The organism is Sphingobium wenxiniae, from assembly GCF_007830065.1.
Lineage (GTDB): Bacteria > Pseudomonadota > Alphaproteobacteria > Sphingomonadales > Sphingomonadaceae > Sphingobium > Sphingobium wenxiniae.
Genome location: NZ_VLKK01000017.1, coordinates 20,578 through 45,536 on the forward strand (window position 1 = coordinate 20,578; position 24,959 = coordinate 45,536).

The 24,959-nt window shown below is 64.4% G+C and carries 26 protein-coding genes; 8 read left to right on the forward strand and 18 right to left on the reverse strand.

From position 1 onward, the window contains the following. Positions 1 to 24 precede the first annotated feature (24 nt). Both IQ35_RS16555 and IQ35_RS16560 read right to left on the reverse strand, forming a co-directional pair. A complete protein-coding gene (locus IQ35_RS16555) occupies positions 25 to 723 on the reverse strand; it encodes a DsbA family protein (protein WP_145075026.1) in 699 nt (232 codons plus the stop codon). Next, positions 720 to 1,526: a TlpA disulfide reductase family protein gene (locus IQ35_RS16560; RefSeq protein WP_145075029.1), complete on the reverse strand. Its 807-nt coding sequence runs from the start codon at positions 1,524 to 1,526 to the stop codon at positions 720 to 722. Before IQ35_RS16560 ends, IQ35_RS16555 begins: the two co-directional genes overlap by 4 nt. An 88-nt stretch (positions 1,527 to 1,614) precedes the next feature. Between IQ35_RS16560 and IQ35_RS16565 the strand changes: the two genes are divergently transcribed. From IQ35_RS16565 to IQ35_RS16580, 4 genes are all read left to right on the forward strand, one after another. Next, complete coding sequence (locus IQ35_RS16565; protein WP_145075032.1) at positions 1,615 to 2,274, forward strand: winged helix-turn-helix domain-containing protein; 660 nt, start codon at positions 1,615 to 1,617, stop codon at positions 2,272 to 2,274. Next, the gene (locus tag IQ35_RS16570) at positions 2,271 to 3,584 is read left to right on the forward strand and encodes an ATP-binding protein (protein ID WP_145075035.1); all 1,314 of its coding nucleotides are present in this window, start codon (positions 2,271 to 2,273) and stop codon (positions 3,582 to 3,584) included. Before IQ35_RS16565 ends, IQ35_RS16570 begins: the two co-directional genes overlap by 4 nt. Positions 3,585 to 3,759: 175 nt before the next feature. Further along, positions 3,760 to 4,707, forward strand: a complete 948-nt coding sequence (locus tag IQ35_RS16575) for a LysR family transcriptional regulator (RefSeq protein ID WP_145075038.1) — start codon at positions 3,760 to 3,762, stop codon at positions 4,705 to 4,707. Next, positions 4,704 to 5,012 carry a hypothetical protein gene (locus IQ35_RS16580; RefSeq protein WP_145075041.1) on the forward strand — a complete coding sequence of 103 codons (309 nt, stop codon included), beginning with the start codon at positions 4,704 to 4,706 and terminating at the stop codon, positions 5,010 to 5,012. The genes IQ35_RS16575 and IQ35_RS16580 overlap by 4 nt, the downstream gene beginning before the upstream one ends. A gap of 17 nt (positions 5,013 to 5,029) precedes the next feature. On the opposite strand, the gene IQ35_RS16585 is transcribed toward IQ35_RS16580, so the two are convergent. From IQ35_RS16585 to IQ35_RS16655, 15 genes are all read right to left on the reverse strand, one after another. After that, a complete protein-coding gene (locus IQ35_RS16585) occupies positions 5,030 to 5,251 on the reverse strand; it encodes a DUF2274 domain-containing protein (RefSeq protein WP_145075044.1) in 222 nt (73 codons plus the stop codon). Beyond that, positions 5,248 to 6,465, reverse strand: coding sequence for a TraB/TrbI/VirB10 family type IV secretion system protein (locus tag IQ35_RS16590; RefSeq protein ID WP_145075047.1), 1,218 nt, complete (start codon positions 6,463 to 6,465; stop codon positions 5,248 to 5,250). Before IQ35_RS16590 ends, IQ35_RS16585 begins: the two co-directional genes overlap by 4 nt. Continuing rightward, positions 6,462 to 7,478, reverse strand: coding sequence for a P-type conjugative transfer protein TrbG (trbG, locus tag IQ35_RS16595; protein ID WP_145075050.1), 1,017 nt, complete (start codon positions 7,476 to 7,478; stop codon positions 6,462 to 6,464). The genes IQ35_RS16590 and trbG overlap by 4 nt, the downstream gene beginning before the upstream one ends. Next, positions 7,475 to 8,158: a conjugal transfer protein TrbF gene (gene trbF, locus IQ35_RS16600; protein ID WP_145075053.1), complete on the reverse strand. Its 684-nt coding sequence runs from the start codon at positions 8,156 to 8,158 to the stop codon at positions 7,475 to 7,477. The genes trbG and trbF overlap by 4 nt, the downstream gene beginning before the upstream one ends. A 6-nt stretch (positions 8,159 to 8,164) precedes the next feature. Beyond that, entirely contained in the window at positions 8,165 to 9,550 is a 1,386-nt protein-coding gene (gene trbL / locus IQ35_RS16605; RefSeq protein WP_145075056.1) for a P-type conjugative transfer protein TrbL, read from the reverse strand. Then, the gene (trbK-alt, locus tag IQ35_RS16610; protein WP_145075060.1) at positions 9,547 to 9,849 is read right to left on the reverse strand and encodes a putative entry exclusion protein TrbK-alt; all 303 of its coding nucleotides are present in this window, start codon (positions 9,847 to 9,849) and stop codon (positions 9,547 to 9,549) included. The genes trbL and trbK-alt overlap by 4 nt, the downstream gene beginning before the upstream one ends. Before the next feature lie 8 nt (positions 9,850 to 9,857). Then, positions 9,858 to 10,574 carry a P-type conjugative transfer protein TrbJ gene (trbJ, locus tag IQ35_RS16615; protein ID WP_145075063.1) on the reverse strand — a complete coding sequence of 239 codons (717 nt, stop codon included), beginning with the start codon at positions 10,572 to 10,574 and terminating at the stop codon, positions 9,858 to 9,860. Next, the gene (gene trbE, locus IQ35_RS16620; RefSeq protein ID WP_145075066.1) at positions 10,571 to 13,027 is read right to left on the reverse strand and encodes a conjugal transfer protein TrbE; all 2,457 of its coding nucleotides are present in this window, start codon (positions 13,025 to 13,027) and stop codon (positions 10,571 to 10,573) included. Before trbE ends, trbJ begins: the two co-directional genes overlap by 4 nt. Beyond that, positions 13,024 to 13,305, reverse strand: a complete 282-nt coding sequence (locus tag IQ35_RS16625; protein WP_145075069.1) for a VirB3 family type IV secretion system protein — start codon at positions 13,303 to 13,305, stop codon at positions 13,024 to 13,026. The genes trbE and IQ35_RS16625 overlap by 4 nt, the downstream gene beginning before the upstream one ends. Continuing rightward, positions 13,302 to 13,637, reverse strand: a complete 336-nt coding sequence (locus IQ35_RS16630) for a TrbC/VirB2 family type IV secretion system protein (protein WP_145075072.1) — start codon at positions 13,635 to 13,637, stop codon at positions 13,302 to 13,304. The genes IQ35_RS16625 and IQ35_RS16630 overlap by 4 nt, the downstream gene beginning before the upstream one ends. Next, on the reverse strand, positions 13,634 to 14,620 hold the full coding sequence (trbB, locus tag IQ35_RS16635) for a P-type conjugative transfer ATPase TrbB (RefSeq protein ID WP_145075075.1): 987 nt from the start codon (positions 14,618 to 14,620) through the stop codon (positions 13,634 to 13,636). Before trbB ends, IQ35_RS16630 begins: the two co-directional genes overlap by 4 nt. 325 nt (positions 14,621 to 14,945) lie before the next feature. Next, the gene (locus IQ35_RS16640) at positions 14,946 to 15,377 is read right to left on the reverse strand and encodes a putative toxin-antitoxin system toxin component, PIN family (protein ID WP_145075078.1); all 432 of its coding nucleotides are present in this window, start codon (positions 15,375 to 15,377) and stop codon (positions 14,946 to 14,948) included. A 3-nt stretch (positions 15,378 to 15,380) separates the two neighbouring features. Continuing rightward, positions 15,381 to 15,620 carry a ribbon-helix-helix domain-containing protein gene (locus tag IQ35_RS16645; protein ID WP_184204984.1) on the reverse strand — a complete coding sequence of 80 codons (240 nt, stop codon included), beginning with the start codon at positions 15,618 to 15,620 and terminating at the stop codon, positions 15,381 to 15,383. A gap of 71 nt (positions 15,621 to 15,691) precedes the next feature. After that, entirely contained in the window at positions 15,692 to 16,111 is a 420-nt protein-coding gene (locus tag IQ35_RS16650) for a ribbon-helix-helix protein, CopG family (RefSeq protein WP_145075082.1), read from the reverse strand. Continuing rightward, the gene (locus IQ35_RS16655; protein ID WP_145075085.1) at positions 16,108 to 18,180 is read right to left on the reverse strand and encodes a conjugal transfer protein TraG; all 2,073 of its coding nucleotides are present in this window, start codon (positions 18,178 to 18,180) and stop codon (positions 16,108 to 16,110) included. Before IQ35_RS16655 ends, IQ35_RS16650 begins: the two co-directional genes overlap by 4 nt. Before the next feature lie 380 nt (positions 18,181 to 18,560). Between IQ35_RS16655 and IQ35_RS21100 the strand changes: the two genes are divergently transcribed. The 4 genes from IQ35_RS21100 (at position 18,561) to IQ35_RS16670 (ending at position 23,095) form a co-directional block, all read left to right on the forward strand. Continuing rightward, a complete protein-coding gene (locus IQ35_RS21100) occupies positions 18,561 to 18,734 on the forward strand; it encodes a YlcI/YnfO family protein (protein WP_158636691.1) in 174 nt (57 codons plus the stop codon). Positions 18,735 to 18,738: 4 nt separating this feature from the next. Beyond that, positions 18,739 to 19,737: an AAA family ATPase gene (locus IQ35_RS16660; protein ID WP_145075088.1), complete on the forward strand. Its 999-nt coding sequence runs from the start codon at positions 18,739 to 18,741 to the stop codon at positions 19,735 to 19,737. A 3-nt stretch (positions 19,738 to 19,740) separates the two neighbouring features. After that, positions 19,741 to 22,353: a S8 family peptidase gene (locus IQ35_RS16665; protein WP_145075091.1), complete on the forward strand. Its 2,613-nt coding sequence runs from the start codon at positions 19,741 to 19,743 to the stop codon at positions 22,351 to 22,353. Between the two features lie 190 nt (positions 22,354 to 22,543). Then, entirely contained in the window at positions 22,544 to 23,095 is a 552-nt protein-coding gene (locus IQ35_RS16670; RefSeq protein ID WP_145075094.1) for a hypothetical protein, read from the forward strand. A gap of 8 nt (positions 23,096 to 23,103) precedes the next feature. Here the strand turns inward: IQ35_RS16670 and IQ35_RS16675 are convergent, their stop codons facing one another. Next, positions 23,104 to 24,834, reverse strand: coding sequence for a relaxase/mobilization nuclease domain-containing protein (locus tag IQ35_RS16675; protein WP_145075138.1), 1,731 nt, complete (start codon positions 24,832 to 24,834; stop codon positions 23,104 to 23,106). Positions 24,835 to 24,959 lie beyond the last annotated feature (125 nt).

Below are 24,959 nucleotides of genomic sequence, written 5' to 3' on the forward strand. Positions count from 1 at the left end.
TTGCCGGGATCATGCGGTCGCGCCTTATTGCGTTTGCGCCTGCTGGCCCTGGGAACGCGCCATCGCGACTGCCTCGCGCATATTGGACAAATCGACTGCTCCGGGGATCAGATAATTGCCGACCAGCATTGCCGGTGTGCCCGAAAGTCCCATCATCGCTGCATAGCGGCTGGACCGGCTGAGTGTCTGATCGATCTCCGTGCGGTGCGCTGCCAAATCCCCCTGCAATCTGGCCCAATCGACACCGGCGCGATCAGCGGCGGCCCTGATAGATTCCGAACTGAGCTTTCCCTGCGATCGCATGAGGGCGTCGTTGAAGGCAGCGTGCTTGCCCTGATATTTGGATGCGATTGCGGCCTTCGCCGCTTCCGTGGACGCCGCGCCGAAGATCGGCCAGTCCCGATGAACCAGCTTCACCTTCTTGTCCTCGCGCATCAAGTCTTCAAGAACGGGGTGCACTTTGCGGCAATAGGGGCATTGATAGTCGGAGAAGAACACGATCGTCACATCATATCCTTGCGGTGCGACGGTTGGCGCAACCGGATCATTCTGTATCTCATGACGGATACGCGCGCCCTCAGCCGACGCCTGAGAATCTGTATCTGTGGACCCAGCGGTCGATTGGGCATGGGCCCTGCCGTCATCGCCGCCAGCCCGGACAGCCACGACGCCGGCGCCGAGAGCGACAGCCCCCAGCATGCCGACAAGTGCGAGTTTCTTCATATCGGATTCCTTTCCAGATCGCGGATAGTCGCCATTAGTGCGGCACGAGAGATTTCACCCGCATGGGTGCGGCGGATCTGCCCGGCCGCATCAACAAACAGGGTGGTGGGAAATGCCTGCGCGCCAGTCGTCTCGCCCAGGACGCCGACGGGATCGAGGACAACGGCGGATGCAGCGAGATTTTCGCGCTTCAGATATGCTGCAATCGCGACACGCGTTTCGCGCTGGTTCACCAGCAGAATAGGAACCTTCGAGCCGCTCGCCACGTCGATCAGCATGGGCATTTCGCGGCGGCAAGGCGGGCACCAGGTCGCCCAAAGATTGAGCACGAACGGCTGTCCTCGCAAGCTGTCAAGCGACAGCGTCTTGCCGTCCATGTCGGCAAGGACAATGCCTTGGGGAAGCGGGCGGACGGACGGTGCAAGCCAGTGCGTCAGTCCCATATGCGCCAGCGCCAGCGCCGCGAGCGACACAAGCAGCCCTCCGGTTGCCCGCTGTCGTCCAAGCAGCAAAGCGGTCGCCGCGGCCGCGGCGCCAACGCCAGGCCAGATCGTGAACCCGCCTTGCCAGAGCGCGATGACAGTCCACGGCTCGGCCGCAAACGCCGTGAAGTTCTCCACCACATAGGCAAAGCGCGCGGCCAGGATTCCCACGAGAGCGGCGATCCATGCCGCACGTCCCGCGCGACTGCCAGTACGCGTGTCGATCCATGCGCCGACGCCGAGAAACAGCCATAAAGCCACGACCGCAAGCAGCCGGTCGCTCGCGAGCATCAAAGGGCCGATCTGGATAATGCCGTCCATAGCGCGGGGTGATTGGCAGCAAAACTTAAGGCAAGCTTAGCCTGCGCGTTAAGTGTGCGATAAGCTTGGTGCGTGATCGGAAGAGCTGATGCGGATATTGATAGTCGAAGATGATGATGTACTGCGCGACGGCCTCGTCGCCGGGCTCGGACTTGACGGGTTCGAAGTCGATGCCGTGGCAAGCTGCGCCGATGCCCGCGCCGGTCTCGATGCCGGCGATCATGCGGCCATCGTGCTCGATATCGGCCTGCCGGACGGTTCCGGTCTCGATCTACTCGGCGAGTGGCGCGCGCAGGGCGTCGCGACGCCTATTCTCCTGCTGACCGCTCGCAATCTGATTTCGGACCGGATTGACGGGCTCGATGGCGGCGCCGACGATTATCTCGGCAAGCCGTTCGATCTTTCCGAACTGTCGGCCCGGCTGCGCGCGCTGTTGCGCCGCTCGAACGGCCGCGCCCATAGCGAGATCCGGTTGGGCGCGCTCACCATCGACGAAGCGCGGCGACAGGTGCGTCTGGACGGACTGGAGATTACGCTATCACGCCGTGAATATGCGATCCTTCATGCGCTAGCGGCCCATCCAGGCCATATTCTTTCGCGCGCCCGACTCGAAGACCGGATTTACGGCTGGCAGGAGGAAATCGAGAGTAACGCCGTCGAAGTGCATATCCATAAGCTGCGCGCTAAACTCGGTCGCGACTGGATCGAGACGGTGCGCGGCGAAGGCTATCGGATCGCTCGCCTGTGAACGCCCCCCTGAACTCGCTGCACGGCCGCCTATTCGCGCTGGTCGCGGCCGTCACCATGCTGGTCTGGGCGGGCGCTGCGACCTGGACATCGCTGTCCACTCGCGCGCAGGTCGAGGAAGTGCTGGATCGCCGGTTAGTGGAAGCGGCGCGTATGGTCGCCGCGCTCGACGTGCCAGTCACGGACATCGCACGGCGCGGCCCGCGCACGCCCTATGACCGGGAATTGTCTTGCCAGATATGGTCGCTCCGGGGCGAGCTGGTCAGCCATTCCGCCGGTTCCCCCGCCACGCCGCTCGCGACCGGCGAAGCGGGCTTTTCCGAACGTTGGATCGGGGACGAACACTGGCGGGTCTATACCCACGTCGATGCGCAGCGCGGCATCCGCGTCATGGTTGGCGATAATCTGAGCGTGCGCGACCGGCTGGTGTCCGGCATGATGCTGGGCCTGTTGCTGCCCGCCCTCGCCGGATTGGCCGCGCTGGCGATCCTGTCGTGGCTGAGCGTCTCGCGCGGATTGCGACCGCTCGACCGGCTGGCGAAGAGCATCGAGGCGCGCTCGCCCGATCTGCTGACCCCGCTCGGGATCGACAAGGCGCCGACCGAACTGGCGCCGGTGGTCCGCGCCATGGATGGATTGCTCTCCCGTCTCGCGGCCGCACGCCAGGCCGAACGTGATTTCGTGGCCAATGCCGCCCATGAATTGCTCACACCGCTCGCGGGACTCAAGACGCAAGCCGAGGTTGCGCGACGGGCAAGCAACGAGAACATGCGCAGCCATGCGCTCGAACGCATCGTCTTTTCCGTCGATCGCACCAGTCGCCTGGTTCGCCAGCTCCTCGCTCTGGCACGCGAGGAAGGACGGGTGCGCGATGGCCCGCCGCCTCGGACATCGTTGCGCACCGTGCTGGACGAGATCACGCAGACCTGTGAGCCACTCGCCGATGCGAAAGGCGTGACGCTCGACGTGGATCGCTCCTGTCGCGATCGTACTGTGGCCATCGAAGCGGAGGTTCTGGCGTTGGCGCTCGGCAATCTGGTGGAGAATGCCATCCTCCACGGCGCAGCCGGAGGCACAGTGCGGATCATGTGCGGCGAGCAAAGGGAAATCCGGATCATGGACGATGGCCCCGGCATTCCACCCGATCAGCGGGAGCGGCTGCGCCGCCGCTTTGAGCGAGGGATTGGCACGGACGTTCCTGGAAGCGGGCTCGGCCTGGCGATCGCTGAAGCCGCCATCGCCGCAGCCGGGGGCAGTCTGGATCTCCGCTCAGCGGAGCCGCACGGTCTTGTTGCCGCGATCCGCATTTGAGAACGCGCCGTCACAGAACATCGCGCTAATCTCTCTTCGGTGCCGGGCTTCATCGCTTTGTCTGACGCGCCGATAAGCTTCGCTTAAGGATCGCGCAGAATTACAGTCGTGATGCAAGAAAGGCTAGTCTTGCCGAATTACCGGATTGGCCTGACGCCATGTCTCGATTTGCGTTGTGATTGAGTTAAGGCAACTTCGTTATTTGATCGCGGCAGCCGACGCCGGTAGCTTCAGTCGTGCGGCGCGTAATATAAATATCAAGCAAGCAACGCTAAGTCGTCACATCCTCGAAATCGAAAAGCGGCTGGGCATGGCGTTGTTCGACCGCAAGACGCGGGGCGCTACTCTGACTCCGAATGGTAGAACCTACCTGCGAACGGCACAACGCATCGTGAAAGAATTCGAGGAACTGAATGCTTGGGTATGGGCCACGAACAATGGGGTGGCCGGCAAGCTCACGGTAGGTTTTTATACGTCCTTCTCGGCCGGAAATCTGCGAGCGACCTTGAGCGAGTTCAGCCACCAGTTTCCCGAGGTCAAATTGAGCGGCTTCGAGCGCGACCGTGATATGTTGCTAGCAGGTATTGAGAACGGCCTGCTCGACATCGTGATCATGATCGGTGACGCGACCTATTCGGGGCTGGCAAGTCGTTCTTTCTGGAGCGAACGCATCCTGGTTGCGTTGCCGGAAAGCCACCCGCTTGCCGGCCGCCAACGCGTCCACTGGACCGATCTGACCGGCGAGCGGTTCTTGCTCACCGAGCAAGATCCCGGCCCGGAGACGCGCAACATGCTCCTGGGCAAGCTCGGGATGCCGGGCTACTCGCCGGAGATCGACATGGACGACATCAGGCGGGATACCGTGCTGAGCGTCATCGCACTCGGCGGGCACATCTCGATCGTCGCCGAATCGGCGCTCGGCATTCACGTCCCCGGCGTGGTCTTCCGCGAGGTCCACGAGACCAACGGGCACACGCGGATCGGCTTCTCGGGCTATTGGCGCGAGGACAATGAAAATCCGGCGCTGCGCCGTTTTCTTGAGTTCGTCACCGCCCGCTATTCGATGCCGTCCGTGCCTGGGCCGCAACCACCGTTTCAGCAACCGGGAAAGGAGCCGTCATGACGCAAGGAAAGACACTCATCATCGTGCTGGTCACGCTCATCATCGGGTTCGGGGCGGGCTTCGTCCTGCGCCCGGTGATCGTGCCCGTCGAAAGGGCGGCGATCGTCGCCGGCCCGCCTGCCGCCGCGCCGATGCCGGCCGAGCCGCGCGGGACGCAGTATTTCGCGGCGCATCTCGATGAAGCGCGGCAGATCGTGGCGCAATGCGCGGAAGGAACGGCGCGCGGCGACGAGTGCGCCAACGCCGAGCAGGCCGTGATCGAGGCGGAAGGCCGCGAGCGGTTCAAGAAGTTCATGAGCAACTGACGGCGAGCGCCGCGCGCTCACTTCCGCTGCGCGAGCCACCGGCGAAAGCCCCGGTCCGTCGCCATGAGCTGAATGGCCATCGGCACAAGCAGTTTCTCGGGCGGCACAGGCGAACCGCCCGTCTCGGCGGCGTGCGCCTCCGCATAGGCGGTCAGTTCGCGATATACCGCAGCGGGAATGTCCACCGTGGCCTTTATTGGCTTCTCGTCGGGAAGCGGCCCCAGCTTCAATTTGCTCATCGTGCGCCTCCGACCGGCTCCAATACGAGGTCGCGGGTCAGAACCACGCGCAACGGATGACCGGGCCGGATGGTGAGCGTCGGCTGCACGTTGAGCTGCCGCCGCACGATCTGCTGGCCGACCTGATTGATGGTGTCCTGCGAGCCGCGGCGCAGCGCGCGGGTCAGGTCGTCCTCGCTGTCCGCGCCCAGCTCGGCCCCTACTCCGAGCAGCGTCGAGACGGCGGCGGCCTTGAGCAGGTTGCCCCAATGCTGGTTCACGCGATCCTGCAAGCCGGCATAGCCGGCCGCATCGGCGCCGGGCTGGCGCTCGAGAACGATCGAGCGGCCGTCCGGCATGATGAGGCGGTCCCATGCGAGCAGCACGCGGGTCTGCCCGGCGGCGATCTCGCTATCATACTCGCCGATCAGTCGCGCCCCTTGCGGGATGAGCAGGATGCGGCCGGTAGGACTGTCATAGACATTGGCCGTCACCTGGGCGGTGATCTGGCCCGGAAGGTCGGAGCGGATGCCGGTGATGAGGGCGGCCGCGATGATGCTGCCGGCCTGCACGATGCTGGGCGAGGCCGGCGCGGTCAGGCGCTCGACGCTCACCGTGCGCTGGCTGGACGCCTGCGCCATGAAGGCGCGCTTGGCGGCCTGGTCGCGCAGTGCGCCCTCGCCGGGCTGCGGAGCGGCAGCATCGGGCGTTGCGATTGCGAGGTTCGGCGGCGAAGGCATCGCAGCGGTCCCGGCGCTGCTGCCGCCGAGGAACACGCCGCTCATGCGCGCCGCATCGCGCTCTTGGCTGATGCGCTGGCGCGCGGCTTCCTCGGCCTGCGCGCGCGGATCGGGCGGGGCGCCGACCGGTGGGACCGGGACATTCTCGCCGCGCTGCTGCGCCGAGACGATCGGGCGGCCGAGATCGCCGGGAAGCGGCGGGCCGAGTTTCGGCGCCTGGCTGTAGTCGCGCGGTCCCGATGTGATGGTCTCGGAGGTGGCGCGGCTGTCTGTGCTGTAAAGCTCCTTGGCCTCCTTCTCGCCGGCCGGCTTGAGCGCATAGATCAGCGAGCCGCCGATCCCGAGGCTGGCGACGACGCCGATGGCGGCCAGCGCCTTGCGCGACAGGCGCATGACGCGCGGCGTCGGCCCACGAAGCTGGAAGGCTTGAGGATCGGAGCGCGGCGCTTGCGGTGCGGCCGCCTCGGGCGGGGAATTGTCGGCCGGATCGGTCACCGCCGCCCCCTGCGCCCATCGTCACGCACGATGCGGACGCGCTGCTCGCTGCGCTTGTCGCCCAGCCGCAGCTCGGCGGCGGCGAACAGCCGGTCCACCACCATGTAGCGGCCCTGGACGCGGTAGTTGACCAACTCGGCATCGCCGGCCGCGCCGGTCACGAACAGCGGCGGCATCTCGCCCTGCGAGATCCCGGCCGGAAACTCGATGAATACCTGGGCGGAATCGTCGAAGGCGCGAACCGGCTTCCACGGCACGCGGTCGCCCTCGATCCGGTAACGGAAATTGAGCGCCGCGAGGTCGAGGCCGGCGGCGACGGGGGCCGAGGCGGCGGCTGCGGCATTGGTGCCGCGCAGGGCGATGAGCTGGTCCTGCGGATAGGTCCACGAGACGGACGCCATGTAGGTCGATGCCGTCGCGCGCAGCTCCAGATGATAGGTGCGCCGGTCGGTGTTGATGACGAGGTTCGTGGAAACGTCGGGGCGCGTGGGCTTCACGAGGATATGCACGCGCGCCGTCGCGCCGCTGCCGCTCACCGTGTCGCCGATGATCCACCTGACCGTATCGCCGGCCGCGACCGGCCCCGGTCCCACGAGTTGCTCGCCTTCCTGAAGCGCGATGTCCGTCACCTGGCCGGGCGCGGCATAGACCTGATAAAGCGCGCCGTCGGTCCAAGGATATTGCTGGATGGCGTTGAGGAAACCATCACGCATCGGCTGCACGCGGGCGGCGGCGTTGGCCGCGCCGACGCGCCTGCGTGGATCGGCGGGCTCGGAAGTCGTCGCCCCGGCCGCAACCGGCTTCAATTGGCCGGGGAGCGGCAGGGGTTCGGGGATCGTCACCACCTCGACGGCGCGCGGCGGTTCCGGTGCGGGCGTCGCCGCGATCTCGCGCGGCGGATCGTCGTAGCGAATCGCGGGCGGCTTCGCCGATGTGGTGGCGCAGCCGGCGAGCGCGGTGGCGGAGACAAGCAAGACCGCCGAGGCGGAACGGCGAAATGGCGTGTGCGTCATTGCGACAGCTCCTTTGACCAGTTGAGGGCATTGACGAAGACGCCGAGCGGATTCTTGCGCAACGCATCGGGCGTGCGCGGCGGTTGCACGACGATCGTGAGGATGGCCGACCAGCGTTCGGTGGCTGCGAGGCTACCGTCCTGATAGCGACGCTCGGTCCAGGCCACGCGGAAGCTGTCGGGCGATGCCCGGATCACGCTCGACACGTCCACCGCGACCTGTACCCGGCCGACATTGGCGAACGGATCGTTGGCGCGGGCGTAGTCGTTGAGCGCCACCGCTCCGCGATCGGTGGTGAAGTCGTAGGCACGCAGCCAGTTTTGGCGGACGATGACGGGATCGGCCGGGATCGCCCTGACCTGCTCGATGAAGCGGGCGAGGTGGAACGCGATCTGCGGATCGGTGGGGCGATAGCCGGCCTTGGCGGGCGCGACCGCCTGCGCCTCGCCGAGCCGATCGACCTGCACCACCCAGGGGACGATATGGCCGCGCGCCGATTGCCAGACCAGACCGGCGGAAAGGCCGCCCGAGAGCGCCAGTGCGCCGAAGAAGGCGAGGCGCCAGTTCTTCGCCTGGACGCGGGCGGAGCCGATGCGATCGTCCCATTGCTGGGCTGCGCGCTGATAGGGTGTCGTGGGTTCGGGGGTCTGGCCGTAGCGGATGGTGGGGCGTCGGAACATGAGAGGTCAGTCCTTCTCTTTGATGTCGGGACCAGCGCCGCCGCCGTGGCTGTCGCCAGCCTTCACGGTGTGGGCGAGGACGGTCGCGCCGTGGGTAACGGACTGGCGGCGTTTCATCGCGGCGGCCCATTCAGGCTGGGCCGACGAGCCCGCCGATGCGGAACCGCCTGCGGGTGCGGTCGCGGGGGCGGCGGTCGCGGGCCCGCCGGTGATCGTGCCGCCGGTGGCGGTGAACCCGGCGCGGGCGCCGGAGCGAAAATTGGACTTCATCGCCGCGCCGCCCTTGGCGGCCGCTTGGCGCAGCGGCGACAGGACGGCGTTCGCCGCGCTGCCCGCCGCCGCCTGGCCGACCGCGGCCATGCCGCCCGCGACGGCGCCCACGCCGCTCTTGCCAAGCGAGCCGAGGCTGTAGGCGCTGGTGGCGCCGCCCGCCATCTGAGCGCCGCCTCGCGCCGCGGCGCCGGTCATCCGGCCAGCCGCGCCGAGGGCGGAACCGGTGGCCCCGACGCCAAGCCGTGCGGCGGCCGCGCCACCGACCAGCACGCCGCCTGCGGCCAGCGCGGTCCCGGCCGCCGCGCCCGCGCCAAGCTGCGGGCCGCCCGAGACGATGCCGTTGGCAATGCCGGGGCCGAAGATCGACAGGCCTAGCAGCGACAACGCGGCGAGAGCGATGGCCATGACCTGATTGATGTCGGGCGCGGGGCCGAGGGCCGCGCCGGTGAACTGGCTGAACAGCGTGGTGCCGATGCCGGTGATGACCGCGAGCACCAGCACCTTGATGCCGGTCGAGACGACATGGCCCAGCACCCTCTCGGCCATGAAGGCGGTCTTGTTGAAGAAGGCGAACGGCAGCAGGACGAACCCGGCGAGCGTCACCAATTTGAACTCGATCAGCGTGATGAAGACCTGCACGGCGATAATGAAGAAGGCGAGCACCACGATCACCCATGCGAGCAGCAGCACGAGGATCAGCGCGAGGTTCGAGAACACGGCCCAAAGGCTGGAGAACTGCCCCGCCGCGTCGAGCAGCGGCTTGGCCGCTTCGAGCCCCTTGGCCGCGATCGTGCCGGGCTTCATGAACTCGTCGATCGTCATGGCGCCGCCGCTGGCCTGGAGGCCGAGCCCGGCGAAGCTCTCGAACACGATGGTCGCGAGCAGCGCGAAATTGCCGATGATGAAAGCGAAGGTGCCGATGTAAAGCGTCTTCTTGACAAGGCGCTGAAGCACGTCCTCGTCTGCGCCCCAGGCCCAGAACAGGCCGGCGAGCGTCACGTCGATGGCGATCAGCGTGGTCGAGAGAAACGCAACCTCGCCGCCGAGCAGCCCGAATCCGCTGTCGATGTAGCCGGTGAAGACGCTGAGGAAATTGTCGATAACGCCGGTGTCGTTCATGGCCGCGCGCCTTCATCCGGCGCCATGTCGTCGCCGCGCTCAGTCGCGGGTGTGGTCTCGTCCTGGCGGAAGAAGCGGCGGCGGTTGGCGGCCCAGGCCGCTTCGCAGCCGCTGTCCGGCATGGTCAGCGAGGCGCAGCGGTCCAGCTCGCGGGCGAGCCCGGCCTGGTCTTCGTCCGCCGGCAAGATGAGCGGCGGCGCAGACGCAGGCTCATCGGGCTGGACGGCGGCCACGATCGCCACCGTCATCATCAGCCCGGCCAGCGCCGCTACCCCTGCGATTTTCGCCGTACGCGACATGGGTAGTCTCAGTTGCCCATGAAGCGGCGAAACCGCTCACGCCCTTCGGCCTCCTCGGCCGCCTGACGAGCGGATTGCAGCGCCTGCGCCCGGCCCTGCGCCGCGACCGCGGCGGTGAGGTCGGCGAGCTGCTGCGATTGCAGCGCGAGGAGCTGGTTGCCCGCCTGCGTCGCCTGGAGCGCGCCGGTCGCCGACTGGCTGGCCGAGACCAGGCTGTCCATCGTCGTGCGGGCTCCTTCGATATTGCCGACGACGCCGGCCTGCACCTGCAAGGCATCCTGAAAGGCGCCGACGCTATCCTCCCAGCGAGCGTTCGCATTGGCGACCATCTGCGCGTGATCGCCGGTCAGCGCCGCACCCTTGTAGCGGCCGTTGAACGCCTGCTGGATGTCCTGCACATCGTAGGCGATGCGCTGTGCCTCGGAGAGAAGCTGCTGGGTGCGCTGCACCTGTTGCTGGAGCTGCTGGAGCGAGGAGAACGGCAGCGAGGTGAGGTTGCGCGCCTCGTTGATGAGGCTCGTCGCCTGCTGCTGGATTTGCTGGATCTGATTGTTGATCTGCTGGAGCGACCGGGCGGCCGTCAGCATATTTTGCGCGTAATTGGTTGGGTCATAGACGATCCCGCCGAACTGCGCGTAGGCCGGCATGGGCGCGATCATCGGCACCATGGCCGCGCTGGCGAGGACGCCGGCCAGGATGGCGCGGCGCAGGGGGATTCCGGTCATAGAGGTAGCTCCTGCTGAGGTTGACGTTGCGGATCGGAGGGAAGAAGCTCGACGGCCCAGGCGAGCCCGCGATGGCGCAGCCATTCGGCCGCGAACCCGGATTGCCCGTGGGTTTCCATGATGTCGGCGATGGCGATCTGGTCGGTTTTCGACGACGCGGCGGTGAAGGCGAGCGCGACCTCTCCCAGCCCCAGCTCGAACAGGCGGTTGCCTCGCCGCGACTGGCAGTAATAATCGCGCTTCGGCGTCGCCCGGCTGAGGATTTCGATCTGCCTGGAGTTGAGACCGAACCGCTCGTAGATGGACGCGATCTGCGGCTCGGCCGCGCGCTCGTTGGGCAGGAAGATGCGCGTCGGGCAACTCTCGATGATGGCCGGTGCGATGCTCGACGTATCGACGTCCGCGAGGCTCTGCGTCGCGAACACGACGATGGCATTGCGCTTGCGCAGGGTTTTCAGCCACTCGCGAAGCTGTGCCGCGAAAGCCGGGCTATCGAGCACCAGCCAGCCCTCGTCGATGATGATGAGCGTGGGCGAGCCGTCCAGCCGTGCCTCGATCCGGTGGAACAGATAGGAGAGGACCGCCGCGGCGGCTCCCGAGCCGACAAGCCCTTCCGTCTCGAACGCCTGGATATCGGCTTCGCCGAGCCGTTCGGCCTCGGCGTCGAGCAGCCGACCCCACGGCCCGCCGATGCAATATGGCGCGAGCGCCTGCTTGAGCGCCTGCGATTGCAGCAGGACGGCGAGGCCGGTGAGCGTGCGCTCCGCGACCGGCGCGCTGGCGAGCGATCCCAGCGCCGACCAGATATGCTCTTTCGCCTGCGGATCGACGGTGACACCTTCGGACGTGAAGATCGCGGCCAGCCATTCGGCCGCCCATGCCCGCTCGGCGGGGTCGTCGATCCGCGCGAGTGGCTGCAACTGGACGCCGCCGTCGCTGTCGTCGGACAGACCGCCGCCGAGATCCTGCCAGTCCCCACCCATGGCGAGCGTGGCGGCACGGATGCTGCCGCCGAAGTCGAACGCGAAGACTTGCCCCTTCTCGTAGCGGCGGAACTGCATCGCCATCAGCGCGAGCAGCACCGACTTGCCCGCGCCCGTGGGGCCGACGACCAGCGTGTGGCCGACGTCGCTGCCATCGGGGTGAAGGGAAAACCGGAACGGGGTCGAGCCTTCGGTCTTGCCGTAAAGCAAGGGGGGAGCGCCGAAATGCTCGTCCCGTTCCGGCCCCGCCCATACCGCTGAGAGGGGGATCAGGTGGGCGAGATTGAGAGTGGAAATCGGGGGCTGCCGGACGTTGGCGTAAGTGTGGCCGGGCAGGCTTCCCAGCCATGCCTCGATCGCGTTCATGCCCTCGGGAATGACGGTGAAATCGCGGCCCTGGATGATCTTCTCGGCGAGCCGCAGCTTCTCGGCGGCAATGGCCGGATCGCGGTCCCATACCGTGACGGTCGCCGTCACATAGGCCATGCCGGCATAGTCCGCGCCAAGCTCTTGCAGCGCGGCATCGGCATCCAGAGCCTTGTTCGAGGCGTCGCTGTCGAGCAGCGTGGACGCCTCGTTGGTCATCACTTCCTTGAGGATGGCCGCGACCGACTTGCGCTTGGCGAACCACTGGCGGCGGATGCGAGCCAGCACCTTGGTCGCGTCGGTCTTGTCGAGCATGATCGCGCGCGTCGACCAGCGATAGCCGAACGCCAGCCGGTTCAGCTCGTCGAGCACACCGGGGAAGGTGACGCTGGGGAATCCCACGACCGTCAATGTGCGGACGTGATGCTCGCCAAGCTTCGGCTCCAGCCCGCCAGTCAGCGGCTCGTCGGCCAGCAGCGCGTCGAGGTGCATCGGCGTTTCCGGGGCGCGCACGCGCTGGCGGCGGGTCGAGACGGTGCTGTGCAGATAGGTCAGCGTCTCGGCATCATCGAGCCAGCGGACCTCCGGCACGAAGCCTTCGATCAGATTGAGCACCCGGTCGCTGCGATCCTTGAAGCCCGCCAGCGATTCCCACGGATCGACGCCCGCGCCGGAACGGCCTTCATAGAGCCAGGTTTCGGCGCGGGCGGCGTCCTCCGCCGGAGGCATCCAGAGCAGCGTCAGATAATAGCCGCTCTCGAAATGCGCGCCTTCCTCGCGGAACTGTTCGCGCCGCTCCATATCGACCAGCGCCGAGACGGGATCGGGGAAGTCGGAGTCGGGATAGTCGAGCGCGGGGGTGCGCTGCGCCTCGACGAAGATCGCCCAGCCCGAGCCCAAACGGCGCAGCGCATTGTTGAGCCGCGCGGTCGTCGCGACCAGCTCGGCGGGCGTCGCGCTGTCGAGATCGGGACCGCGAAAGCGCGCCGTGCGCTGGAACGAGCCGTCCTTGTTGAGCACCACCCCTTCGCCGACCAGCGCCGCCCAGGGCAGGAAGTCGGCGAGATGCGCGGCCTTGTTCCGGTATTCGCGCAGGCTCATCATGGCCGCATCCAGACCGGAAAGCGCAGGTGCCTGCGCGCCACGTCCACGAACTGCGGATCGCGGCGCGCGGCCCATACCGAGAGAGCGTGGCCGATGGCCCAGATCGCCAGCCCGGCGATCCAGAGGCGCAAGCCCAGGCCAATCGCGCCCGCCAGCGTCCCGTTGACGATGGCGAGCGAGCGCGGGGCGCCGCCGAGCAAGATCGGCTCGGTCAGCGCGCGATGAACGGGCGCATAGAAGCCCGCGATGGGCTCATCGGTGTCGGCCGCGCCCGTCATGCGACGATCAGCCCCCCGCCGAAGCTGAAAAACGACAGGAAGAAGCTCGACGCCGCGAACGCGATGCTGAGCCCGAACACGATCTGGATCATGCGCCTCGCCCCGCCCGACGTATCGCCGAAGGCCAGGGTCAGGCCCGTCACGATGATGATCATCACCGCGATAATCTTGGCGACCGGCCCTTCGATGCTTTCGAGGATCGACTGGAGCGGCGCCTCCCACGGCATCGACGATCCGCTCGCATGGGCTGGCGCGGCGAGCGTCACGGCGATCACGCTGGCGGTGGCGGTGAGCATGGCGCGGCGTGCGCCATGCCGGAAAGCATGGATCATGTGGGTTCTCCCGGCTGGGTGTTGGAAAGAGGCGTGAGGCGGTAGTCGCCGGTCGCGGGGTCGAGCCCCTCGACGCGGGCCAGTTCGGCGAGGCGGCGGCCGTGTCCGTCGCGGACCAGCACGGCGATCAGGTCGATCGTCTCGGCCAGCAGCGCGCGCGGGACCGTGACCACCGCTTCCTGGATGAGCTGTTCCATGCGCCTGAGCGCGCCGAGCGCGGTGCCGGCGTGGATGGTGCCGATCCCGCCGGGATGTCCGGTTCCCCAGGCTTTGAGAAGGTCGAGCGCCTCGCTCCCGCGCACCTCGCCGATGGGGATGCGGTCGGGGCGCAGGCGCAGCGAGGAGCGGACAAGATCGGACAGCGAGACGACGCCGTCCTTGGTCCGCATGGCGACCAGGTTCGGCGCGGCGCATTGAAGCTCGCGGGTATCCTCGATCAGCACGATGCGATCGGTGGTTTTCGCCACCTCGGCGAGCAGCGCATTGACCAGCGTCGTCTTGCCGCTGCCGGTGCCGCCCGCCACGAGGATGTTCGCGCGGGCCGGAACAGCCTGCCGGAGCGTGTCCGCTTCAGCGGCCAACATGATCCCGGCGGACACATAATCGTCGAGCGTGAACACCGCGACGGCGGGCTTGCGGATCGCGAAAGCAGGGGCCGCGACGATCGGCGGCAGCAATCCCTCGAACCGTTCGCCGCCCTCGGGCAGCTCGGCCGAGACGCGCGGGCTGCGCGCATGAACCTCGACGCCGACATGGTGGGCGACCAGGCGCACGATGCGCTCGCCGTCCGCTGCGGCCAGCATCATGCCGGTGTCGCTGATGCCTTCGCCGAGCCGGTCGATCCAGAGCCGACCGTCCGGGTTGAGCATCACCTCGATCACTTGCGGGTCGTCGAGCCAGGCCGCGATCGACGGTCCGAGCGCCGTGCGCAGCATCCGTGCGCCGCGCGTCCTCGCCTCGGATCGGATCGGGTGGACGGTCAAGAAGAAGCCCCTGAAATAGGCCGGGCGAACCGCCGCCCGACGTCAGGGACACATCAAGAGAGACAGAAAAGGAGGGGATTCAACAAGGAAATGCAGCCGTCGCAGGCTGGCGAAGAAAGACAGGGAATGGCGTAGGGGCGCTTTCGCGCAACCCCGAATCTGCGCTTGTGGGCAGTGCGCGGCGGCGACGGTCACGAGGGCGTGGTCGTTACCCCGAAAGCTGCCGTTATGCTCGCTACCAATTGGCTGTCATCCCCAGCCAGATACGATACAAATCCTTGCAGTCTGCCACTGGTGCTGTGAGTTTTTGTATCAGCGCCGCGGACTAATTATTCGCTTGCGGTGCTTTGCCTATCAGTTCGAGAAACTGGCGCACCGTGATGATCCGTGCGCCCGCGTGCCGTTCCAGACTCAACAGGTCGGCCTTGTCGCCAGTGATGAGCATATTGGCGGCTCCCGCTTCAACGGTGGCGAGCAAATAATTGTCCCAGGGATCGCGGCAAATAGTGACAACAGGCAAATCATCGAGAACGGTGGCGATTCTCCGCAATTCATTGACCAAGCGCCCGGCCAGCATCGGCGACAGACGGGCGCGTATCTTTGCGTAGCGCGTGACGCGGCGCAATTCTTCGATCTGCTCGATGGATGTCAGCAGGCTGAAATGCCCCTGCTGCCATAGCGCGACCAACTGTGCGGGCAGTGATCGGCTCGACAGCAGGGCGCTGATAAAGACATTGGTGTCGATGACAACGCGCATGGCTTACTGCTTGCGCGCGTCGGCGACCGCTTCCTCGATCAGGCTGTCCAGTTCATCGACGGAAAGATCGTCGAACCCGGCCCTGACTTCCGTGAGGGTCAGGTCAAGCAGACGCCATTTGACTGATTCTTCGATGAATTTCGACAGGTCGCCCTTCTTCATCCCGCGTTGTGCGAGATAGGTCCGAACCTCGATATCCGTTTCCGGCGCTACATTGACGGTCCAGCGGGTTACATCGCCCATGATCACTCACTCCGATAAGCTGTTTTACGCTTAAACGCTTATCATGTTTCACGCCGACTGGCAATCAGTGGCTATTCCTTCGCGGCGGTCGAGACATCCTCGCCGATCTCCTGCCGGACTCTCGGTCCATTGGCGAGCCTACGCCCCAGCGCCTCGATGAAGGCGTCATAGCGGTCGTTCCCCAGGCGGCGCAGCGCCGCGCGTTCCGTTTCGGGCGGTGGCGGGGTCGATGTCAGCCAGAAGCGCACGAACTGCGCGATCATCTCGACGCCGATGCCGAGATCGCGTTCGAGTCGCGCCGCCTTGCGATCTAGCCGGTCCATGCGCTTCGCCATCGCCGCCTCGCGCCGCTCGTCCCCATCGGGCGAGAGGAAGGAGGCAATGGCCGCTTCCGCCACCAGCGAGCGGGATTGCCCGCGCCGGTCGGCATAAGAAGCCAGCGCCTGCATGATGTCGCGGTCGAGATAGACCGAAAGCCTGTCCTTGCTCATAGCTCGATCCCGTCATCCCGGTCCATTGAGGCCCGGCGCGCGTTCATCGCCTGCTCGCGCTGGATTTCCCGGTTGCGGATGGCGTCCGCATCGGATTCCGGCTCGTCCGGGTCGAACTCGTTGGACGGCGCGGGCCGGGGTTTGGGCGCGATGTCGAGATGCCGCTCCTGCTCGGGTTCCTGACGGATGTCCGCCGCCGCCTCGCTCTCCCCTGTGCTGTCGGACTTCTCGCCGTCCGCCTCGTCAGCCTTCGCCTTCCCGCCCTTCGGTTGCCCGATGCCTTTCGCTTCTTCCCGCCGCCTGGCGAATGCGCGCATCATCCTATCGTCGGGCGCGATGGGCGGCAGGCTTCGCCAGTCGTCGGGACGGATTTCCCGGTCGGTCCACGTGGCCGGATCGGGCGGCGCCATGATGCGCGTGGTCAGACGCGGATCGGTATAATAGGCCGCCTTCTTGGCGCGGATCGGATGGATGCCCGACACCATGACGATTTCCTCGTCGGGCGGAAGGGTCATGACCTCGCCCTGGGTCAGAAGCTGGCGGGCGGTTTCGGAGCGCGAGACCATCAGGTGCCCGAGCCAGGGGCTCAATCTATGTCCGGCGTAATTTTTCATCGCCTTCATCTCGGTGGCGGTGCCGAGCGCCTTCGAGACGCGCTCTCCCGTCCGCTCGTCATTGGTCGCGAAGCTGACCCTGATGTGACAATTGTCGAGGATGGCGTTGTTGGGTCCATAGGCCTGCTCAACCTGGTTGAGGCTCTGTGCGATCAAAAAACCTTTGATTCCATAGCCAGCGACGAAGGCCAGAGCCTTCTCAAAGAAGTCGAGCCGCCCCAGCGCCGCGAACTCGTCAAGCATCATGAGCAGGCGATGGCGCTTCGTCCCGCTGTCCAGTTCCTCCGTCAGCCGCCGGCCGATCTGGTTGAGCATGAGCCGAATGAGCGGACGGGTGCGCGAGATGTCGGATGGCGGGACGACCAGATAAAGCGTGACCGGCTCGGGGCCTTCAACGAGATCGGCGATGCGCCATTGGCAGCAGCGCGTCACCTCGGCGACCACCGGATCGCGGTAGAGGCCGAGGAAGGACATGGCGGTCGAGAGCACGCCCGACCGCTCATTGTCGCTCTTGTTCAGCAACTCGCGCGCCGCCGAGGCGATCACGGGATGCACGCCCGCCTCACCCAGGTGCCGGGTCGCCATCATCCGGTCGAGCGTCGTCTCGATCGGCCGCGCGGGGTCCGACAGGAACGCGGCCACCCCCGCCAGCGTCTTGTCCGGCTCGGCATAGAGCACATGCAGGATCGCTCCGACCAGCAACGAGTGGCTGGTCTTTTCCCAATGATTGCGGCGTTCGAGCGAGCCCTCGGGATCGACCAACACATCGGCCACGTTCTGCACGTCGCGGACCTCCCATTGGCCGCGCCGGACCTCCAGTAGCGGGTTGTAGGCTGCCGATAGCGCGTTGGTCGGATCGAACAGCAGCACGCGGCCGTGCCGCGAACGGAAGCCGGCGGTCAGCGTCCAGTTCTCGCCCTTGATGTCATGGACGATGGCCGATCCCGGCCAAGTCAGCAGCGACGGCACGACCAGGCCGACGCCCTTGCCGCTACGGGTCGGCGCATAACAGAGAACATGCTCCGGCCCGTCATGGCGCAGATAGGCCCGCCCGAACTGGCCCAGCACCACGCCATTGTCGCCGAGCAGACCGGCCTTGCGGATTTCCTTCTCGCTGGCCCAGCGCGCCGAGCCATAGGTTTCAGCGTTCTTCAGTTCGCGCGCGCGCCACACCGACATGGCGATGGCGACCGCAATCGACACGAACCCGCCGGAGACAGCGATATATGCCCCGGTCTGGAAAATGTCGGGTGCGTAGGCGTCGAACGAGAACCACCACCAGAAGAAGGCCGGCGGCGGATAGATCGGCCAGTCGCCGACCATGAACCAGGGTGGGCCAAGCTCTGGCTGATACGCCAGTGCCGATGCCGTCCATTGGGTCGCGCTCCAGATGCTGGAAAGCACGATTAGGAAGACGGCGGTGATCTGGCCCCAGAGGATTTTGGTCGCGGACATATGACCTCCTTGCGGCAAGGAGAGAGGCTAGGAATCCGCTGTTTCAAGCACTATTCGCGCAGATCGCAGGCTGGCGAAGAAAGACAGGGAATGGCGTAGCCGCGTGTGTCCGTCAGATGTGTGGCGGCAGTTTCCGCCGACATAGCCGCCTTTCGCTCGGCAAGCCTCGTTCGTTGATACCTGCCGTTTATTCATATTTGGCTTTCCGATGACGAACGGCATTTCTCATCGTTTAGCAAAGCAAGGCTCAATAGTTAAATTCGGTGATGTGAAACAGTGTCATGAGAATGTGGCGGCGGGTGGCTCTCTCCAACATAACATTCGACATTCTCGAAAAATGTCAATATGAGATCAATGTGACATCATAGTGGATTCATGGAATGGCAGAGCGGAACGGGGATAAGAGCAGGGTTCCTGTGACCATAAGGATACCCGAAGCAATCCTGAAAGAGATCGACAACAAGGTCGAGCAGGAAGAGCTGCCAATTTCGCGCAATCACTGGATCGTGGAGGCGCTCGTGGAAAAGCTGAAGAAAAATCACAACGGAAATTGATGCGATGGCGCGAAGCGACCTCTTAATCTCTCTGGTGAAAGCCAGTGTCGGCGGCGATAAAACTGCCGTTCGCTCCGCCGTGGAAAACATCATCGCAGAAGAGAAAGGGAAGCAGCATAACGTGCTCGCGGAACGGCTTACTCGTGCCCTCCAAACGAACGGTAACGGAAGTCGAACATTCCCCCCCTCCGGATATGAAAACAAAAACCGAGTTCGCGAAGCGCTTGCAGAAGTCACACCCAAGCACCGCCTCGATGACATCGTTTTGAACGAACAGACGCGGCAGAATATCGATCAACTTATAGAAGAACAGCAGCGCGCGAGCCTTTTACGCGCGCACGGACTAGACCCGCGCCACCGGGTGATGCTTGTCGGACCACCGGGTAACGGAAAGACCTCATTAGCCGAGGCAATCGCAGAATCGCTCGCAGTGCCGTTCTTTATTATCCGCTATGAAGCCCTCATTGGGAGTTATCTTGGCGAAACAGCACAGCGTCTAAAGAGAGTGTTCGATTTCATCCGTACGACACCCTGTGTGGTGTTCTTTGATGAGTTCGATGCAGTTGGCAAAGAACGCGGAGACCTCCATGAAACTGGTGAGATTAAACGCGTCGTATCCTCTCTTTTGATGCACGTCGATGAACTGCCGAGCTATGCCGTGATTATCGCGGCTTCCAACCATGCAGAGCTTCTCGACCGAGCCGTATGGCGCAGATTCCAGCTCCGACTGAACCTCCCTGCTCCCACCGCCAAAGAGCTCCAAATCTATTTGGAAAAGCAGTTCAAAAAGTTTGACGGTTCTCCGGGAATTTCATCGGCAAATGTCGTCAAACGACTGGGTTCAGTGAGCTACGCAGAGGCCGAAGAATTCATCTTGGATATCCGGCGCAGAGAGGTTCTTTCGATGCATGAAAAGCCGCTCAAGTCGATCCTTAGTGAACAGCTTCAAGCGTGGGAGGACCGCGCGCAACCAAAAAACCAAAGTTCAAAAGCGGCGGAATAATGAATGGCAGATCGTCCTCTTCTCAGCTTACCGAACCCCACTAGGGAATCTCCGAAAGGGAAACCTGCCGTCATAGTCGAAAAGGTCCGTCCGGCTGGAGCGGAACGCCAAGGCCAGAGACTTGGGCCAAAATTCGAAAGGCTATCTGAGGTACTCCCTGACCCTCAGCAGTTAGCGGAGCTCAGAAACGATCCAGCGGCAATTGCGCCGGAAAGAGCACTGGTTTTTGAGATTGCGAGTGAAGTGGTCGATTTCGACCGTGCGCGGCGCAATGTGCCTGGCTTGGAATTTTTGGGCGAAGATCAAGACGAAGTTGCTCCAGATGAGGATTTCGTTGTCGAGGACAAACCTGACAAGGTAATTCGTCGCCGCATTTACTTCACCATGCCTGACGCAACGGCCTTGCGCGAGATTGTCAGTTTGTGGAAGCGATACCAAGCGGGTGAGGAACTCGGCTACGGACGGACAGAGTGGAAGAAGGTATTTGACCACTTGGCAGATATCCGGCCATGGGGTCCTCAAGATAGAATAACCGAAGAAGCCAAAGCCGACTGGATCAGGCATCTGGAGGAAGCCCCCGATGAGCCTATCCCGCTGGAAGTAGAATTTTGGTATCGAACAAGTGCGCCGCTTCGTGAAACCGCGCACCAGAAATTCCAAGAAATGGTTGGTGAGGCCGGAGGTGCGATTCTCGATCAGGCGACGATCCCAGAAATTCGATATGATGCGGCACTTCTGCAAGTTCGGCCTGAGTACGTCCGACAAATCCTCGATAATCCAGATCTCGGACTAGCGGCATTTGACGAAGTGATGGTGTTGCGGCCGCAATCGCTTGTGACCGACCCGCAAGAACTGGATTTCGCTGAAGCTGAGGATGCCAATGCCGAGGATGCGCCAGACCCGGCCCAAGCGCCCAGAGCAGCTTTGCTCGACGGGCTTCCGATGGCGCAGCATACAAAATTGGCAGATCGGCTTTCGGTTGATGACCCCGATGATTTTGCTGCCGAATACGGACAGGCGAGTGAGCAAATTCACGGCACAAGCATGGCCTCTCTTATCGTGCATGGAGACCTGAATGCACCGATGCCGAGTGCGCCAGTTCGCAGCCAATTATACGTCCGCCCCGTCATGTTTCCACAGCAGGTGGGATTCGATGGCCAACGGCGCGAACTTATGCCGCCAAACAAGCTGGCAATCGATCTCGTTTGGCGGAGCTTCCTCAGGATGTTTGTCGGGGAAGGCGATGGTGAGCCAACCGCGCCCAACGTCAAAGTAGTCAACCTATCGCTCGGTGATTTGAACCGTCGCTTTTCCGGTGCTTTGAGTCCTTGGGCGCGCCTGATTGACTACCTCTCATGGGAGTACGGCGTTTTGGTTCTCGTCAGCGCCGGCAATATCCCAGATCCCATACCATTGGATGAAGTTGCGGCGTGGGCCGACTTTGAAGCTGTCACCGCCGAAGAGCGCGAAACTATTCTACTGCGAGCAATCCTTCGCCAACGCGCAACCCGCCGCCTTTTATCACCATCGGAAGGCATGAACGCACTAACTGTTGGTGCGTGTCACGCAGACACTATCCAGCCTAACGGGTCAGGGCCAATGGCTCTCGACCCATATGAGACAGAGTGCCTGCCTAACCCAAGTTCTGCTCTCGGACTCGGCTATTTGCGAGGCGTAAAGCCGGAAATTCTACTCCCCGGCGGACGCGAGCATGTTCGAACAACAAGTAATCAGGCGCCGATGTCGGTGTATCCGGTCGCGCAACCTGGCCGCTTTTTTGGTATCGGTGCTGCCGCGCCCGGTCCGAGTGGCGAATTGACAAGAAAGCTCAATTTTAGTGGTACGAGTGTAGCGACCGCATTGGCCACCCACAGCGCACTAAAGATTATTGAAGCACTGGATGAAATTCCAGCAGAACCGCCCCACCCAAGCGTGAATGAAGCTTTCCATGCTGTACTCGCAAAAACATTGTTGGTTCATGCGGCAAAATGGGATGATGGCTTAGCGACGAAAGTCGCGGAAATTTCGAAGGAAATCGGGAACACTTACTGGGAACACCAGAGGGAGGACGCCACTCGATTTTTGGGATTCGGGATGGTCGATATCGGGAAGGTCATCGACTGCACTGAACGGCGCGCGACCATGATTGGATGGAATACCATTCATGCGAAAGAAACCGACGAATTCCGAATTCCGCTGCCCCGCCAACTCGAAAACATGGCGGGGTTCAGAGCCGTTACCGCGACGGTCGGGTGGTTTACGCCTCTAAATACCGACCATCGAATGTACCGTATGGCGAAGTTCGAGGTAGAGCCGGGAAGTGACAAAGGGCTTTCGTTGGGCGTCAGCAATTCGAAGCAACAGCCCTCCCACAACGCCTTCGGAAGAGGCACCGTTTATCACCGTAGGTGGGAAGGTAACGAGGCAAAGGCATTTGTCGATGACGGCAATCTGGTATTGAAAGTCGCTTGCAAGGCCGCAGCAGGTGAGCTTGACGATGCCATTCCCTATGGGCTGGCGGTTACTGTGGAGGTCGGAGAAGATGTCGCCGTGCCGGTTTACGAGGAAATCCGTGAGCGTTTGCGTCAACTGATTGGAGTGCCAGTTAGAGCATGAAGTCTCTGCTCAAAGTGGTACTTCCGCTTTAGCTGATTGCTGTTTCAAAGCCGCCATTCCGGATCGTCCAACAGGGCGGACAGGAAGGCTCACCGCCGCGGCCGGCCGTCGTGTCGAGAATTTCTTGAAGCCGCGCGGCCCATGCTATGATGGGCGAACTATTCGCGCGGCCATTGAAGGAGGAGGCGCCGTGATCGTCATCCAGATCATCGTGTCGATCCTGGCGCTCTGGCTGCTCTATCATCTGATGATGTGGGCGCTGCCGCTCGCCGCGGGTATTGGCCTTGGCTACCTTGCCTTTCAGCATGGCTCCGGCTGGCTGCTGGCGATCGGCATGGGATTTATTGGCACGGTGATCGGTCTCGCCATCCTGCATCTCGGGATGGCCGCCCGTTCGCTCTGGATACGGCTGCCGGTCATTCTCGCCTTCGTCGGCCCGGCTGCATATGCGGGCGCCGCCGCGACATATGGGATGGCGATCCAGACCGGCGCGCAAGGTCCGGTATGGCCGGTCGTCGCAAGCATCGGCGGCGGGCTGGTGTTCGCCATTCTGGCATTCGTCCGCCTGCTTACCATGACAGGCCAGCCTGCTCCTGGCGCGCAGCCCGCCATGCCTGCTCCGGCGCAGGGCGAACCGTTCTCGCAGCCCGAACCTACGATCGTCTATTATCATCCGATCGAGCCGGTGCGTCCGCGCCTTTCTCATGAGCGCGGGAGCGCGGGCCGCACGATCGACCTCTGACGCCCTGATCACAGCCCTAGCCCCCGGCCGCGCCCGAACGACCAGTCCACGCCGCCATTACCGCGCATGACGCCGGAGATGTGCTTGCCGATCTGGCGGTCGAGTGAGGGCGACCAGGGCACAAGCTGGAACCCCAGCGCATTGTCGATCATCGCATAGCGGCCCGATGCCAGCGTCAGGCGCTGGCGCACGGTTCCCATGACATAGTCGCCAGTCCGCGAGGGCGTGTGCGGCAACCCGATCTCGGTCGACAGCTTCGCTGTGGCGGCATCCAGTTCGCGCCGCCTGAGCGTGTCGAGCAGATTGCGCGCGAAGACGATGCGCTGGCCTTGCCTCCGCGCCAGTCCCTCGTCCGCGAGATGCTCCGCGCGAGCCTCCATGGCGCCCCGCACCTCTGCCCCGAACCCGCCGCCGAGATCGCGCCCATCACCCGACAGGTTGCGGCGGTCGAGCCATGTTGCTCCCGGCGCGGTGATCTGTTCGGTAAGGTCCAGGTCCGAGCGCACGGCAAGCGCCACGCGCTGCCGCCCCTTGCGGTCCTCGAAGCGGCGCAGTTCGACAATCGCCCCCGGCCTGCAATCGCCGGTCGCCTTGATGTCGGGAAGCTGGACATGGTGGGTGCGCCCGTCGATCCCGTCGACGATAGCGTAGGCGCTGCCGGACAGTTCGTCATGGAGACCACGATCGACCAGCCTGCCGATCACCGGCTGGCCGGGATCGGGTTCGAGCACATAGCTGGCTGCGCCCCGGTCGATGCCGCGCTCCGCCATTGCCTGGTGCATCCGCTTGATGATGTCACCGCGGGTCTGCAACTCGCGCAGCGTGGTTTCCGCGTCGCCGCGCATCGTCCACTGGCCGGGTGCGATCTCGCTGGCGAGGCCCAGCCCCTCCAGCTTGCGCAAGCGGCCGATCCGCAGTCCATGGTCAGGGCCGGGAGGAACGCCCCGTTCCGGCGCGGTGTCGATGATGCCGTTGCGGTCGCGCTCCCGCGCGAGGGCGCGATCGATGTCGGTCCAGCGTTCGGCATCGACCTGTCGTTCCAGCGATTGCCGGATTTCGAGATCGGTGCGCAGCCCGAGTTCCTGGGTGACGATCTCGCGGGCCGACGCGCGCATCCCCTGGCGGATATAGTCGCGGGCTATGACCAGGTCGCGGCCATCGTCGCCGACGCCGCGCACGATGATGTGGACATGGGGATTGTCGGTGTTCCAGTGCTCGACGGCCCGCCAGTCGAGGCGGGTGCCGAGATCGCTTTCCATCTGTGCCATCAGCTCGCGGGTGAAGCCCTTGAGGTCGCGCATCTGGGCGGCATCCTCGGGCGAGACGATGAAGCGGAAATGATGCCGGTCGTCCTCGCAGCGTGCGGCGAACGCATTTCGGTCGAGGCCCTCCGCCTCAGCGCCGAACAGCACACCGCGCTCGCCGTCGCGGGTGACGCCGTCGCGTTGCAGGTAATTGAGATGGGCGGCGAGCGAGGAGCGGCCACCGTGCCGGACGACACGGGCCTTAATGACGACATTGCGCGCCCTTCTGCCGAGACGATGGGTGGCCCGGATGCTTGCTATCCGGCCGCGACCGAAGGTCGAGAAGCCGGCGCCCGATGATCGCGCACGGCCAGCGCCAATACCTCCGGCGCGCTGCGCGGCGGCGAGCGCCTGGGCAATCGCGGGTCGCCCTCGCTGGCTTCCCCGCGAGCGAATGCGGCCGGGCCGGATGCGGAAATCATCCTCTCCTTTCATGGCCGCCAGCCCCGCGATGTGCGGCAAGGCCGCGCGAACAGCGGAAAACGGTGCAAGGTCCACATCGCGGGGCTTGCTCCGCACATCGCGGCGGGACGCCGCAAAGCCTTGAGAAACAAGGCTAC

Excerpts from the sequence above, each read along its gene's own strand:
- IQ35_RS16655 (WP_145075085.1), bottom strand. The coding sequence starts at position 18,180 with ATGTCCGCGACCAAAATCCTCTGGGGCCAGATCACCGCCGTCTTCCTA.
- IQ35_RS16665 (WP_145075091.1), top strand. The coding sequence starts at position 19,741 with ATGGCAGATCGTCCTCTTCTCAGCTTACCGAACCCCACTAGGGAATCT.
- trbE (WP_145075066.1), bottom strand. The coding sequence starts at position 13,027 with ATGATGAGCCTGCGCGAATACCGGAACAAGGCCGCGCATCTCGCCGAC.
- trbL (WP_145075056.1), bottom strand. The coding sequence starts at position 9,550 with ATGAACGACACCGGCGTTATCGACAATTTCCTCAGCGTCTTCACCGGC.
- IQ35_RS16645 (WP_184204984.1), bottom strand. The coding sequence starts at position 15,620 with ATGGGCGATGTAACCCGCTGGACCGTCAATGTAGCGCCGGAAACGGAT.
- IQ35_RS16585 (WP_145075044.1), bottom strand. The coding sequence starts at position 5,251 with ATGAGCAAATTGAAGCTGGGGCCGCTTCCCGACGAGAAGCCAATAAAG.
- IQ35_RS16580 (WP_145075041.1), top strand. The coding sequence starts at position 4,704 with ATGACGCAAGGAAAGACACTCATCATCGTGCTGGTCACGCTCATCATC.
- IQ35_RS16650 (WP_145075082.1), bottom strand. The coding sequence starts at position 16,111 with ATGAGCAAGGACAGGCTTTCGGTCTATCTCGACCGCGACATCATGCAG.
- IQ35_RS16675 (WP_145075138.1), bottom strand. The coding sequence starts at position 24,834 with ATGAAAGGAGAGGATGATTTCCGCATCCGGCCCGGCCGCATTCGCTCG.
- IQ35_RS21100 (WP_158636691.1), top strand. The coding sequence starts at position 18,561 with ATGGCAGAGCGGAACGGGGATAAGAGCAGGGTTCCTGTGACCATAAGG.
- IQ35_RS16560 (WP_145075029.1), bottom strand. The coding sequence starts at position 1,526 with ATGGACGGCATTATCCAGATCGGCCCTTTGATGCTCGCGAGCGACCGG.
- trbG (WP_145075050.1), bottom strand. The coding sequence starts at position 7,478 with ATGACGCACACGCCATTTCGCCGTTCCGCCTCGGCGGTCTTGCTTGTC.
- IQ35_RS16660 (WP_145075088.1), top strand. The coding sequence starts at position 18,739 with ATGGCGCGAAGCGACCTCTTAATCTCTCTGGTGAAAGCCAGTGTCGGC.
- IQ35_RS16630 (WP_145075072.1), bottom strand. The coding sequence starts at position 13,637 with ATGATCCATGCTTTCCGGCATGGCGCACGCCGCGCCATGCTCACCGCC.
- trbJ (WP_145075063.1), bottom strand. The coding sequence starts at position 10,574 with ATGACCGGAATCCCCCTGCGCCGCGCCATCCTGGCCGGCGTCCTCGCC.
- IQ35_RS16640 (WP_145075078.1), bottom strand. The coding sequence starts at position 15,377 with ATGCGCGTTGTCATCGACACCAATGTCTTTATCAGCGCCCTGCTGTCG.
- IQ35_RS16625 (WP_145075069.1), bottom strand. The coding sequence starts at position 13,305 with ATGACGGGCGCGGCCGACACCGATGAGCCCATCGCGGGCTTCTATGCG.
- IQ35_RS16555 (WP_145075026.1), bottom strand. The coding sequence starts at position 723 with ATGAAGAAACTCGCACTTGTCGGCATGCTGGGGGCTGTCGCTCTCGGC.
- IQ35_RS16565 (WP_145075032.1), top strand. The coding sequence starts at position 1,615 with ATGCGGATATTGATAGTCGAAGATGATGATGTACTGCGCGACGGCCTC.
- trbF (WP_145075053.1), bottom strand. The coding sequence starts at position 8,158 with ATGTTCCGACGCCCCACCATCCGCTACGGCCAGACCCCCGAACCCACG.
- trbK-alt (WP_145075060.1), bottom strand. The coding sequence starts at position 9,849 with ATGTCGCGTACGGCGAAAATCGCAGGGGTAGCGGCGCTGGCCGGGCTG.